The 12860-nt window shown below is 61.9% G+C and carries 13 protein-coding genes and 1 pseudogene; 7 read left to right on the top strand and 7 right to left on the bottom strand.

Going from position 1 to position 12860, the window contains the following annotated elements:
* Both VGM71_RS01005 and VGM71_RS01000 read left to right on the top strand, forming a co-directional pair.
* Positions 1-139, top strand: a pseudogene (locus tag VGM71_RS01005) (IS30 family transposase); the annotation flags it as partial.
* 100 nt (positions 140-239) lie between these two features.
* On the top strand, positions 240-1184 hold the full coding sequence (locus VGM71_RS01000; protein ID WP_331541893.1) for a VPGUxxT family thioredoxin-like (seleno)protein, type 2: 945 nt from the start codon (positions 240-242) through the stop codon (positions 1182-1184).
* 378 nt (positions 1185-1562) lie between these two features.
* Here VGM71_RS01000 and VGM71_RS00995 read toward each other — a convergent pair whose 3' ends face one another.
* The 5 genes from VGM71_RS00995 to VGM71_RS00975 form a co-directional block, all read right to left on the bottom strand.
* Positions 1563-2309, bottom strand: coding sequence for a ferredoxin reductase (locus VGM71_RS00995; RefSeq protein ID WP_331541892.1), 747 nt, complete (start codon positions 2307-2309; stop codon positions 1563-1565).
* Positions 2302-2907: a sulfite oxidase-like oxidoreductase gene (locus VGM71_RS00990; protein WP_331541891.1), complete on the bottom strand. Its 606-nt coding sequence runs from the start codon at positions 2905-2907 to the stop codon at positions 2302-2304. Before VGM71_RS00990 ends, VGM71_RS00995 begins: the two co-directional genes overlap by 8 nt.
* A gap of 154 nt (positions 2908-3061) precedes the next feature.
* Positions 3062-3259: a DUF1003 domain-containing protein gene (locus VGM71_RS00985; protein ID WP_331541894.1), complete on the bottom strand. Its 198-nt coding sequence runs from the start codon at positions 3257-3259 to the stop codon at positions 3062-3064.
* A gap of 85 nt (positions 3260-3344) precedes the next feature.
* Positions 3345-3731 carry a type II toxin-antitoxin system RelE/ParE family toxin gene (locus tag VGM71_RS00980; protein ID WP_331541890.1) on the bottom strand — a complete coding sequence of 129 codons (387 nt, stop codon included), beginning with the start codon at positions 3729-3731 and terminating at the stop codon, positions 3345-3347.
* Between the two features lie 5 nt (positions 3732-3736).
* Positions 3737-4039, bottom strand: a complete 303-nt coding sequence (locus VGM71_RS00975; protein WP_331541889.1) for a type II toxin-antitoxin system Phd/YefM family antitoxin — start codon at positions 4037-4039, stop codon at positions 3737-3739.
* Positions 4040-4220: 181 nt separating this feature from the next.
* On the opposite strand from VGM71_RS00975, the gene VGM71_RS00970 reads away from it, so the two are divergent.
* On the top strand, positions 4221-4814 hold the full coding sequence (locus VGM71_RS00970; protein ID WP_331541888.1) for a 2'-5' RNA ligase family protein: 594 nt from the start codon (positions 4221-4223) through the stop codon (positions 4812-4814).
* A gap of 43 nt (positions 4815-4857) precedes the next feature.
* Here VGM71_RS00970 and VGM71_RS00965 read toward each other — a convergent pair whose 3' ends face one another.
* The gene (locus VGM71_RS00965) at positions 4858-5742 is read right to left on the bottom strand and encodes a LysR substrate-binding domain-containing protein (RefSeq protein WP_331541887.1); all 885 of its coding nucleotides are present in this window, start codon (positions 5740-5742) and stop codon (positions 4858-4860) included.
* A gap of 169 nt (positions 5743-5911) precedes the next feature.
* On the opposite strand from VGM71_RS00965, the gene VGM71_RS00960 reads away from it, so the two are divergent.
* Entirely contained in the window at positions 5912-6664 is a 753-nt protein-coding gene (locus VGM71_RS00960; protein WP_331541886.1) for a sulfite exporter TauE/SafE family protein, read from the top strand.
* A 288-nt stretch (positions 6665-6952) separates the two neighbouring features.
* Positions 6953-7231 (top strand): hypothetical protein, encoded by a 279-nt coding sequence (locus tag VGM71_RS00955; protein WP_331541885.1) that lies wholly within the window; start codon positions 6953-6955, stop codon positions 7229-7231.
* A gap of 27 nt (positions 7232-7258) precedes the next feature.
* On the opposite strand, the gene VGM71_RS00950 is transcribed toward VGM71_RS00955, so the two are convergent.
* On the bottom strand, positions 7259-8182 hold the full coding sequence (locus tag VGM71_RS00950) for a LysR substrate-binding domain-containing protein (protein WP_331541884.1): 924 nt from the start codon (positions 8180-8182) through the stop codon (positions 7259-7261).
* 46 nt (positions 8183-8228) lie between these two features.
* Between VGM71_RS00950 and VGM71_RS00945 the strand changes: the two genes are divergently transcribed.
* The gene (locus tag VGM71_RS00945) at positions 8229-9194 is read left to right on the top strand and encodes a response regulator (RefSeq protein WP_331541883.1); all 966 of its coding nucleotides are present in this window, start codon (positions 8229-8231) and stop codon (positions 9192-9194) included.
* Positions 9195-9273: 79 nt separating this feature from the next.
* Positions 9274-12702 carry a two-component regulator propeller domain-containing protein gene (locus VGM71_RS00940; RefSeq protein ID WP_331541882.1) on the top strand — a complete coding sequence of 1143 codons (3429 nt, stop codon included), beginning with the start codon at positions 9274-9276 and terminating at the stop codon, positions 12700-12702.
* Positions 12703-12860 lie beyond the last annotated feature (158 nt).

The raw sequence follows: 12860 nt of genomic DNA, 5'->3' as shown, positions 1-12860 counted from the left end.
CAGCGCCAGTGCTGCCGATGCGCTGGAAGGCTTCAGCAAGGCGCTTGAGCGCATCCCCGAAGCGCTGCGCAAGACGCTGACCTACGATCAGGGCAAGGAGATGAGTTACCACGCGGCGCTCACGCTACGGACGGGTGTTCATAGCTTTCGCAGCCTTGCCCGATCAGGAGGCTGGGACGTCGCGGAAACCTGGAAGGACGCAGGTGGCCTTTTCGGCCTCTTCGCACTGGAGCGTGGCCATGCAGACTGATGCATTTTCCTTTCGCGAGCATCGTGAGCTCGGCGAGGTCAAATGGCTGCGCGATCATGATCGCGCCCTAGCGTTGGCGGCAGAACAGGAAAAGCCTGTTCTTCTGTTGTTTCAAGAAGTGCCGGGCTGTTCGACCTGCGTGCGGTTCGGGCAGGATGTCCTGACGCACCCTTTGATGGTCGAACTTATCGCCGATCGGTTCGTGACAGTGGCCATCTTCAACAATCATCCTGGCCTCGATGCCGAGATCCTGCGGCGATACGACGAGCCATCGTGGAATAATCCTGTCGTCCGGTTTCTCGGCGCCGATGGGACCGAACTCCTGCCGAGACTTTCCGATCGCTACGACGCGCTGGGCCTGCACGAGAAAATCACCGCTGTCCTCGAAATGCTTGGCGCTGAGGTACCCGGCTATTTCAAGTTGCTGGGGCGCGACTTGCTCGCCGAATACGGCCTCAGCAAGTGCATAATCTACACAACGCCATGCTTCTGGTCGGGAGAAACAAGCCTCGCCCAGCACCCGGCCGTCATCACCGCCGACGCTGGCTGGATCGATGGAGAAGAAGTGGTCCAGGTGCATTTTGACCCCCGGGAGGTTTCACGCCAGGATCTGGATGCATATGCCCTTGCGGAAGGGTTCGCCCCGATCGCATGCCGGGGTTTCAGAATTGACGATGAGCCGCAATTCTACCTGCGCAAGTCATCCGCTCGTTACCTGCCTTTAACGCCGGCCCAACGAACGCAGATCAACGTCGCGCTGCCTTACAGGCGCTCGCTTAGCGACATGCTCAGTCCACAACAGTCTGCGTGGCTTGCCGATCCGCGGCTGCAGAGCTCGAGTTCGGACAAAGCCTATCGTGAAGACATTCGAGAGTGGTGGGCGGCTCTGGCGGGGCGGCTGGGACTCATCGGACATGGTGGTCTGAGCGCTTAGGTCGCTGCCACCCCCATGCCAAGCGTTGACGCATCGTTGGCCAAGGACTTCTCCAGGCGCGAGACCGCGAAGTCCACGAAGCAGCGTATTTTCAATGGCGGGAGGGCTTGGCGCGGATGAATGAGGTGGACGGGTGTCGGCTCCGGTTCGTAGTCCTGGAGGATGACGGCAAGCTTTCCTTCGGAGACGGGCTTCGCGATACAAGAGTTCGCTCGAACATGTTCTTCTCGTTATCGGAGCCGTGATGGAATGAGACGCCGACCTCGACTCGCTCGAGCGGATATTTGCGCCGTTTCCCCTGAAAACGCACCGTCATCACCGTGCATGCGGCGAGTGACGCGCTGATCGTTCTCATTGAGTCACGCGATCGATATGGCGCTATCCACCGTAGCGCTCTGTGCGGACCGCACCGGCCTGCAGTCCTGCGGCTAAGGCGCCGTCAGCCGCAATATTCACAAACCCGTTTGATCCACAGATGAAGACGTCGCCGGGCTGCGCCGGGAGGCGACCGACAACGTCAGCGACCATCGCGCTGTCGATCCGGCGATCGAAATCTGTCGAGCGTTCAGGGCAGTCTCGCGTGATCGCCAAGGCGAGATGGAAATGTGGATCGGCCGCTTCGGTCTTAAACAATTCTTCGGCGAACAAGACGTCGCTCTTCGTCCTGGCGGAGAGCAAGAGCGCAGTGGCCACGGACTGCGCCAGCGCGCGTCGTTGTCGGATCATCGCCATCAGAGGGGCGAGGCCCGATCCAGCACCGATCAGCAGCACCGGTGCGGTGGCGCGTTCCGGCCACAAAAAATGGCCGCCGAGCGGACCACGGAGTTCGATCTCATCGCCGACAGCCGCGACGTCATGGAAGAACGGAGAAACCTCACCATCAGACAATCGCTCGATCGCCAGCTCGATGATGCCCGTATCGCTTGGCGAGGAGGCGATCGAGTAGCTGCGCATCGCGACGTAGCCGTTGGGGGCAGTGAGCCGGACATCCACGTGCTGACCGGCCGTATATGAGAACGGTTCGGCGAGGCGAAAAAAGAAACTCTTGATAGTCGCGGTCTGCTGGATGGTGTTGATGATGGCGCTGGTCTGCCAGCTCACCGAGAGCGCGCCGTCTTCAATCATTGGTGTACCGCTGCTCACGCCACGGGTCGCCATAGATGTGATAGCCGCGCAACTCCCAGAACCCGGGTTCATCGCGTTCGGTGAATTGCAGCGCGTTCACCCACTTGGCAGACTTCCAGAAATACAGATGAGGCACGAGGAGCCGTGCGGGACCGCCATGATCGCGAGGAAGCGGTTGCCCCTCGTACTTCAGGGCAACCATCGCCTTGCCCGAGGCCAAATCCGCCAGGGGAACATTTGTCGAATACCCGTCATAGGAATGAGCAAGCATGAAGTCCGTTGGCGACCCTAAACCGGCATCGGCAAGGATGTCGTCGATGAGGACGCCTTCCCAAGCGGTGTTGAGCTTTGACCATGACGTCACGCAATGGATGTCGCGGGTCATTTTGGTCTGCGGAAGGGCATTGAACTCGGCCCAACTCCAGACCTTCACCGGCCTGGGGCCAACCTTGACCGTGAATTTCCAGTCGGACGGCTCAACTCGCGGCGTCGGGCCCGCCGTCAGGACAGGGAAATGATCCACCTGGTGTTGACCCGGGGGGATCCGATCCGAGAAGTCGCTTCCCGTTCCCTTTCCGGTGAATCCTCGGGTGACCATGGCGGGCTCCTCTTCGGTTGGTCAGTCGGAACTTCTGCTCGCGTCCGCCTTCCGGCATGAGTGCGCTGATTGAGTGTATGACGGACTGCGGAAGAAAGGAAATGATCAACAGCGATTAACTCGATAGCCGGTCGTTATAGAACAGTCGCACTGGCTATTGCGCTGTTGTGCCAACCTCGGGCTGGGCTTGTTGCCTCGTCTGCTGAAGGAGCTCGGTGAGGCATCTGACGGCCTCGGTCAACTGGAGCACCTCCTGCGCCCGGAGCTCATCGATTTTTTGATGTAAGAGCTCAATCTCCAGTTCGGCCTTGATGTTAATTCTGTAGTCGTTTTCGGCCGCCATCCGGTCGATGTCCTGCTGAGTTGGCGCCTTGCAGGTACGATGACGGCTGCCCTTGGCGAGCGACTCCGGCTAATTGACGCCGATAGCGGCTAGCTCATGGCGGCCAGTGGCTAGCCAGATCGAACGACAGTTGCCGATGATGTCGAATGGATAGAAGGTGGACACTGGTCCCATGATGCGCATAAAGGAGCAGGTAGTGCTCAAGCACGTATTCGTGCACTTCTCCCTCATGCGCAATCCTGTCCAATTGCCGTTTCAAGCGCTCCACGCCGTTGGACACTTCCACGGATAACGAAGGCCGTTGGAGGAGCGGGCGTCCCATTTCCGGAAAGCGCTCGAGGTTCGGGACGACAACGTCTGTCAACTCGTCCAACAGATTGTCGAACGCATGAGGCACGTCAGCCTCCGTCAGGAACGCCTCAACAATTTCCAGGCTGCGCTTGAAGTGGGAAGTGAGTTTGACGGTATGGCGCGCTGTCACGCTGGTTAGCCAGTGTGCCGGGATGCGCGGCGTCGTTTGATCGCAGCCAGGCCATCGCGTGCGTCTTCGATGTTGCCAGCAGTCACATCGGCCAAGCCTTTGCCGGCGTCCTCGATGAGTAGCAGGTGGATGTGCTCGCGCTCGAGCTGATGGTAGTAATCCAGGCGTTTGGCATTGATGATCGCCACATAGCTCTCGCCATTCTTGGTGACGATTTTTTCTGCTCCAGCCTTCACCTGGTCGGCCAGTTCGGATAGATTCGCCCTGGCTTGGGACAGGGGGATGACGTCGCCGGAAGAAAGGGCCATGAGGTGTTCCATTGAGTGACTGTACAAAACTACGTACAGTATACGGTATAGGACCTGGCTGTTCATGCCTGTAGCGCCGCCTGCGTCCCTGGGATGTAAAGCAGGGGTTTCCCAACAGGTTTACTAGTTATGTAACTGAAATATAATTACTTCTTCGTGGATAACCTTCCAAAGGAGGGATGTGACCCAGCACGATCTATTCGGCGACGCGCCCGGTCCGGCAGCCAATGCCCCGCACGTGCGCGGTCCGTGGGCGCAATCCCGGTGCGACTTGTTCTTCGCATTGCGTCCTTCCATCGACGAGGCGCGCCGCATTCATGCATTCGCAGTGGAGCTGCTCGCTTCCCATGACGTTTCGGGGAATGTCTTCGCTCCCGAACGCATGCACATCACTCTTGAACCGATCGGGGCCGACGTGGACGACGCTGTGGTGGACACAGCCTGCCGCGCGGCGGACACGGTTTCCTTCTCAACCCTCGACGTTCGTTTCGATGCGGTGATGAGCTTCAGCGGTCCGCTGGTGCTGCTGGGAAGCGACGGCACGGACGAGGTCCGCAAGCTGCGCACCGAACTGGGTTGCGCGCTGGCCGACCGGGGATTCAGGCCGCGGCGTGCCTACGAGCCGCATTTGACCATTTGCTACGACGCACAGCGTCGTGTGGCGAAAACGCCGATCGAACCGATCGTCTTTCGGGTCGAGGCGTTTGCCCTCATCAAGAGCCACATCGGGCAGTCGCGTCATGAGGTCGTGCGTACCTGGCGGTTGGCTGGGTAAGTACGACTCTCGACGTACTTAGCTTCCGTTGACTCTGGGAGCATCAGACGTCTGGCTCGACGAGCTGTTGTGCCAGCAAGCCGGCGTGCGGGGAGATCGTGGAGAAATCACGCGCACAGAGGTAGATTTTCCTGAGCGCCCAGGGTTCATGCAGCGGGACGATCGCCAAACCCGAATGCCCCAGGTCTTTCGTCGACGCCTCGGTTACGATGGCGACCCCTACGCCTGCTTGGACCATCGTCGCGATGTTCTCGATCCGCCTGAGTTGGATGCGATAGTGAAGCTGGCGGCCCAGACGGGCCGCGTGCTCTCCCAGATGAGCTTCCAGCGCCGCATCGTACAGGCCGACGAATGGCTCACCCACAACGTCTGCGAAAGCTACCGATCGCTGATTGGCGATGCGGTGCGTTTCGCTCGCCATCACGACAAGTTGGTCTTGAGCGATGAAACGCGTTTGAAGAGCCGTCAGGTCGGCTGTGTTGGCTACCACTCCCAGGTCGGCACGCCCCTCAGCGACCGCCACGACAATCTCCTTACTTGGCCGTTCGCTGAGATCGATGGAAAGGTCCGGATGGGCCCTCAGGAATCGTACGAGTTGCTGCGGTAGAAACGAAACCAGTCCGGCGGTGTTGGACAGGAGCCTGATGCGTCCCTTCAAGCCAGCACCGTAGTTCCGTAGTTCTCCACGCATCTGCTCCACCTGGTCGAGGATCTGGCGGGCATGACGGACCAGGGCATCGCCGGCCGCGGTGGTCGTGACTCCGCGCCTGTTTCGTTCCAGAAGTTGTGCGCCAAGCGACGATTCCATCCCGGACATGCGCTCGCTCACGGCCGCGAGCGATAGGTGCATGAGTTCAGCCCCCTTGGTGAGGCTGCCTTGTTCCACAACGGTCAGGAACAACCGCAAATCTGTCAGATCGAAGCGCAAAGCCCTTCCTTCGTTTTTACCGAACCTGGGTATCGGAAAATACCGATTGTGACGTTTGAATGGCCTGCTTAGTCTAACTCGCGAATGGCGTCAGGCTTGCTGGTTCGTGAAGTGCGATCGGCATGGCTGAAGTCATCTGGTGCAATATCTTCCGGGTCGCCAAGCCAAAATGACTGATTATTTTTCGCCGCATGTCCTTGTCGTCACCCTGACGTTTTTCGTGGCGGGGTTCGTCAAGGGCGCGTCTGGCATGGGTCTGCCTACCGTCGCCATGGGTATCCTTAGTGCAATCATGCCGCCAGTCAGCGCCGCTTCGCTTCTAGTCATACCGTCCTTCATCACCAATTTCTGGCAGCTCGCCACGGGACCAGATGTCGTGGCTCTGATAAGAAGGCTTTGGGTGATGATGCTCGGGATCGTGGTTGGCACGCTGGTCGGTTCATGGCTTCTGACGAGCGCCAATACCACCTATGCGAGCGTCGGCTTGGGTGCTGCTCTGATTGTTTATGCGGTGCACGGCTTGGTTGCGAAGCCGTTCTCGGTTCCCAAGCGCATGGAGCGTCCGTTATCGCCCGTCATCGGGTTGGCTACCGGGCTGATCAACGGAGGGACCGGCGTTTTCACACTTCCCGCCGTGCCATATCTCCAGGCTCTCGGCCTTTCGAAAGACGATCTCATCCAGGCCCTGGGGCTGTCTTTCACGGTCTCGACTATTGCTCTTGCGGCAGGATTGGCTCGTGGAGGAGCGTTCCACCTCGGGAATATTGCGTTGTCCACGTTAGCGATCATTCCCGCGCTGCTGGGCATGAGGGTCGGAACGACGGTCCGTGAGCGCATAAGTGCCGCTACTTTCCGGCGGGGGTTTCTCATCCTGATCGCCCTTCTCGGCCTTGAACTCGCTATTCACCCATTCTTCTTCTAAGGCAATGTCATGGTCGTGCCCCGCCAGAAAGCCCTGGAACTGATCGTCGAAACGTTTGGCCATGGAAGTTTCAACCTCGCTACGGAATAGTTTGTCGAGGAAGCCATTCCAACCGGCCTCGTGGCTTTCACGTGCGGATTCATCAGGAAGCGTCAGGGCAGCATAGATCTTGGCGGGCGCTTGATCCGGCGCACGATGGTCACACTGGGCAGGTTCTTTTTCATCGCTACTCGTGATCGAGATCCGGCCGCTGTACGAGTTGGAAGACCTGATTCCGGAGGCCAGGCCATGACCGTCACGATCACCGCTTTCGAACAGTCGCCCGATGGTGGCATGGGCCTGGCACGCGATACGCGCGTTCGATGGGCGCTCGAAGAAGTGGGCCAACCCTATGACGTTCGCCTGGTGTCCTTCGATTTGCTGATGGTGTCGGTGCTGCTCAGGTCGAGAATGTCGGGCGTGTTGAATGAGTTTCCGAACCTGGCTGCCTACGTTGCGCGCGGGGAAGCTCGCCCTGCGTATCAGCGGGCATTTGCGGCGCAGCTGGCGGTGAACAAGAAAGCCTGAGCAGATTCGCGGCCTTCCGAGAGGGCGTCAGGCGATGCCTGGCGCCAACTGCTGCCAGCGCTCGCTCATCGCGGCCACGCTCTTCTGCACGAAGCGCACGAAGTTCAGCGTGACGTCGCTGACGATGCGGCCGGACATGGTGAGAGCGTGCAGGGGCAGGGGTGTCGGCTCGAACGCTTCCAGGATGGTACGGAGACGGCCATTGCCGAGATCGTCGGCGACCATGTAAAGCGGAAACTGCCCGAAACCGACGCCGGCACGTGCGGCGGTCAGCAATGCACCCAGATCGGCGGAGGCCATGCGGCCGTTGCGCCGGCGCGGCGAGAGTCCGCGGAACATCCAGTAGCCTGAGGTCTCGCTGGCGTAGCTGAGGCAATGCGCCTCGTCCAGTTTGGCCGGGTGCTCGGGCTTGCCGAGGCGGCGCACCAGATCGGGGCTGCCGACAGTGACGAGGCGCACGCTTCCTAGCGAACGGGCGACGATGTCACCGCTGTCGGGCAGGGTTTCGCGCAGGCTGAAGATCACGTCGGCCTGCTGGCGGAGCAGTGCCTCGAAGTCGCTGCCGCCGGTGCTGACGGCGAGGCGGATCTTCGGATGGATGGCGGCGAAGCTTGGTACGAGTTCCGCGACGAGCGGCGACAGCAATCCCTGGGACTCGATCCGCACGAGGCTGTTCGACGCCCCGAGGGTCGCGGCGGCTTGTTCGGCGGCGGCCGCGGATTCGCACATGGCGGCGGCGTGGCGGTAGACGCGCTCGCCTGTCGCTGTGACCGCGAACTGTCGCGCATTGCGATGCAGCAGGCGTGCGCCCAGGCGATCCTCGAGAGCGATGATGCGTCGACTGAGCAGCGAACGCGTCGTGCCCAGCCTTGCGGCGGCGGCGGAAAAGCCGCCCGCTTCGATCACCTGTACCAGGAGGAACAGGTCGCTCAGGTTATTGATTCGTTCCATTGCCTTGCACCCCCCGACAGCCTGGTCGGAAGGTCCGTACCCCACTATGACGATCGGCACCCCCAATGCGTGCCCCACGAAAGTTTATCGACATGTTACAGAACGAATTTTTGGCCCGGCGTCAATTTCCTTTGCTGGAGCGGAAAAAGTCATACAGAAGGCATATACTCCTTCCGAAAATGCGCAGCCTTCACAGTTTGGCAACGCATGTCCGCACGGGGGACCACTCATGTCCATACAGGATTCCCATATCCTGGTCATCGACGATGCGCCGGAAAACATCCGCGGGTTGCTGCAGGTCCTGAGAACCCAGCCCTGGCGGGTGACCTTGGCCACGACCGCTCAACAGGGATACCAGCGCGCCCAGTCGCTGCTGCCTGACCTGATTCTCCTGGACGTGCGCATGCCGGGCATGGATGGCTTCGCGCTGTGTCGGCTGCTGCAAGAACTCCCGCGCGCCAGCGAAACACCCATCCTTTTCCTGACCTCAGCAGCCAGCGCCGAAGAACGGCTCGAGGGCCTCAACCACGGTGCCGTCGATTACATCCTCAAGAGCTGCGATCCCGCCGAGTTACTGGCCAGGGTCCAGATCCACCTGCGTCTCGCGCGTCGCGTCGACATTGCCGAAGCCGCCGAGGCCGGCGCATCCACGCGCGACGAAGTCATGCTGCGTGCCGCGATGCGCCTGATCGGCAAGCGTCTCTCGGCGGCTTTCACGCTCGAGGAGATCGCAGCTGGCGTCGGAACTTACGATAAGCGCCTGTCCTCGATCTTCCGCGAGCGGCTGGGCATGACCGTGTTCGCATGGATTCGCGAGGAGCGCTTGCGTAAGAGCCGCGAATTGCTCGCCGACACCACGCTTGGCATGCAGGAGATCGCGGAGAACATCGGCTTCCGCAGCGCCTGTAATTTCACCACCGCGTTTCGCGAACGCCTTGGCGTGACACCGAGCCAGTACCGCAAGGCGGCGAAGCAGGGTGCCGTGGCCGAACTGGGCCAGCGTGGCCTTTAAGCGGTCGACCGATCGCCTCTGCGCCGGATGGCGCGGGGGCGTGGCGGCGCTTTTGTTCGTAATTTGTTGCGCATGGCACGTGCCACTGCGCGCTTCGGCCGTGCAGTTGCCCCTGACGATCTATGCGCAGGACAGCGGCCTTACGAGTTTGTCTGTCGTGCGCATGCTCGAGGATCATGCGGGTTTCCTCTGGGTCGGCACCGAGAAGGGTCTCTACCGGTTCGATGGACTGGGCTTCAACGCGATCGGACACGCGCAGGGATTCCAGACCTCAGAGGTCATCGGTCTCGAAGAAGATTCCGACGGTCATCTCTGGGTTGCCTCTCGCGCGGGATTGCAACGACGCAGCGAAAACGGAAGTTTCGATTGGGTGAATCCAGGCGGTAAAACCTTGTTTGCCGACCGCGGACAGACGCTGGCAGCCGACGACCGCGGCGGCATGTTCGCCGTCAGTAGCCATCGGTTGTTGCGGGTCACCCAGGATGCCTCCGGTCATTGGGTCTCTGCGTCTGTGCCGGCGGCGGAACAGAAGGGCGACATCACGGCGATTCTCCACCGCAGCGGCACCACGTGGTTCGGTTGCGGCAGCACCTTGTGCAGGCTGCGCAATGGTGTGCTGACCCGATACGGTCCGGAGCACGGCGTGCCGTCGGACAAGTGGCTTGGCCTGCTGGCCTCCCGGGACGGGAGCCTGTGGGCACGCGGCATACGCAACGTGATCCGGCTTGCACCGGGCGCTTCGGAATTCACGACCCACGATATTCCGGGCGGTCACACGGAAGTGGCAGCTTCGAGCATCGACGTCGTCGAGGATCGGGCGGGGCGCATCCTCACCCGTACGGATGTTGGCGCCGCGCGCTGGGATGGCGCGAAGTGGGAACTGTTCAATCCGGGCAACGGTCTTCCCGACGTCGGCATTTCTTCGATGGTGGCCGACCAGGAAGGCATGATCTGGATGGGCACGTACGGACGCGGCATCTATTACTGGAGCAGTGCCGACGCTGTCGAGAACTGGACGGTCGCACAGGGCCTGAGCGGTAGCCTTGTCTGGTCCATAGCGCGCGGCGATGCCCATTCCGTCTGGCTTGCCGGCGAAGCGGGCGGCGAAGTGATCCTTCCGGATGAAGGGCGAGCGCATCGTTGGCCCCTGACGGTACCGCCCCCGAACCAGGCCCACGCGGTGATCGCCGATGGCAAGGGTTTCATCTGGTACTTCCTTTTCGATGGCCGCGTGCTGCATTACGAGCCGGCCGCCGCGCGCACGACCGATGTCGCGGTGCTGCCTTATCTGGTTCGCGGCGCCTACCTGGATCGTACCGGGCACCTATGGGCTTACACGCTCGGTGGCCTGTATGAGGTGGACCCCGCTAACCACAAGGTCACGGCGGTGGCGCCCGCACTCATCCCATCGACCATGTGTTCGGACATGGCAGAGGACCCGGATGGCCGTCTATGGGTCGGATGCAGCTCGGGCCTCTATCGGCACAACGCCAACGGTTGGGCACGCGTGCGCGTGCTGCCGGCGGAATCCTCGGGCGGCTATGAGAACGTGGCAGTCACGCCGGACGGACGCCTCTGGCTGAGTTCCCTGCAACCGGGCCTCCTGGTCGGGCAGATCGGTGACGCCGACGAGATCGCCATGGCGCCCGTCAACGATCCCTTGCTCGCCGATACACGCTTCTACTTCCTGCGCCCGGATCGCCGCGGCCGTCTCTGGGCGGGTGGCGGCAACGGCGTGGACGTGCTGGACCACGGCGCGTGGGTTCGTCTTTCGACGCGCGACGGGTTGCTCTGGGACGAGACCAACCACGGCGCGTTCTTCGCGGACGACGATGGCACCGTATGGATTGGCGCTCCCATCGGCCTGACCCATGTGCTCGATCCGGAACAGTTGCTCGCGCCGCGGCAGATTCGTCCGTTGCTCCTCGGGGCAAGCTACGGCAGCCATGGCGTTGCGCCCGCCGCAACCTTGCCGTTCCGGAATGCCGCGGCACTGGTCCTGCGCTTCGGCGTGTCGGGTAACAGTGCCGGCCATCCGGTGCGCTTCCGCTACCGCCTCGCCGGTGTGGACGAGGATTGGGTGGACACTGTGCAGCGCGAAGTGCGCTACGCCTCCCTGCCGCCGGGCAACTATCGCTTCGAGGTGCAGGCGATCGACGTGAACCGGCGCAGCCCGTCGGAGCCGGTTTCCCTGACATTGACCGTGTCACCACCGTGGTGGCTCACGCCCTGGGCGTATGCCGGCGAGGCGATGCTCGCGCTCCTCGTCATCGCGTTGGCATGGCGCTGGCGTATCCGCATGCTGATCGCCCATGCGCAGCGTCTTGAGGGCATCGTGCAGGAGCGTACTTCCGAACTGCGTCAATCGCTGCAGTCCCGGCGCATGCTGCTTGCCCATGTGGGCCATGACTTGCGTGCGCCCCTGGGTGCGATCATGAACGCGGTTCGCCGTTGGCGCGTGGGCGATGCGCGGCGCGATTATCCACGGATCATCGAGCGCCACGTACGCCAGCAGATGGAACTGATCGACGACCTGCTGGAATTCTCGCGGGGAGAGCTGACCGGACTCCAGCTGGAGCCGCAGCCCGGTTATCTGCATGGCTTCATCCACGAGGTGGCGGAACAGGCCACCCTGCTGGTCGAGCGCCACGGCAACCGTTTCGAATGCCGTTTCGACGAAAGGCTTCCGGCGGTGGTGGTCGCGGATTTCCGGCGCCTGCGCCAGGTACTGCTGAACCTCCTCGGCAACGCGGCCAAGTTCACCCACGATGGCCTCGTTGTGTTCCGCGCCGACGCTGTGCCGCATCGAGGCGGCCGCGTCAGGCTGGTCTTCGCCGTGGAAGACACGGGTATCGGCATCGACGCAGAGGCGCTCGAGTCGTTGCAGCAGCCGTTCACCCGCGGCGGGAATGCCACGCAGCACGAAGGCAGCGGTCTGGGCCTGGCGATCGTGGTGCAGTTGCTGCAGCACATGGACGCTCACCTCGACGCGGAATCGGCGCCGGGCAGCGGCAGCCGCTTCAGCTTTGGCGTGGCGTTCGAGCTGGCCGACGAAACCGACCTCGAAGCCGAGCTTGAGGCCGGCGGCGACATCGGCGATGTGGATGGCGAGGGCAGGGCGATCCTCGTGGTCGAACCGCATGCGGCGCGCAGGGCCGTGCTATGCGACCTGCTCGATGGCTACGGATTCGAGAGCATCGCCGTCGGCGACGCCTCGAGCGCGATGGAGGCGATTCGTCGCAACGGGCCTGCGCTGGTGGTGACGGAACAACGGCTGCCCGGCAGCGACGGGTGGCGTCTGCTCCACGCGATACGCCAGGCAGATGCGGCCCTGCCGGTTCTTCTTTACACGGCGCTGTCGCCACGCCGTCCGCCCGGCGACGCCCTGGATTTCGATGACGTTTTGCTGAAACCAGCCACGGCGGCGGAGTTCATGACCTGTGTCATGCACCTGATCGAGCCCGTGACTGGTGAGAAAACGCGCGTTACATCGGACCGCGCCGGCTGATTTCACATTTGTCGACGGAAGGCGCGCTTCCGTCGCGGCAAAGGTTTGCGAGCGGTCCTCGCGTCGCGGGACCAGCAACGACGCGGGGTCTGGTGTAAACGGTTACATCGTGTGCCTGTCGAACCTTTGCTGAAGCGGAACCTTGTCACGCCATGCGT

The sequence above is a fragment of the Luteibacter sp. genome (genome assembly GCF_036499525.1).
GTDB lineage: Bacteria > Pseudomonadota > Gammaproteobacteria > Xanthomonadales > Rhodanobacteraceae > Luteibacter.
Note: the sequence above shows the minus strand (reverse complement) of the source record. Positions and strands in the feature narration are given on the sequence as shown.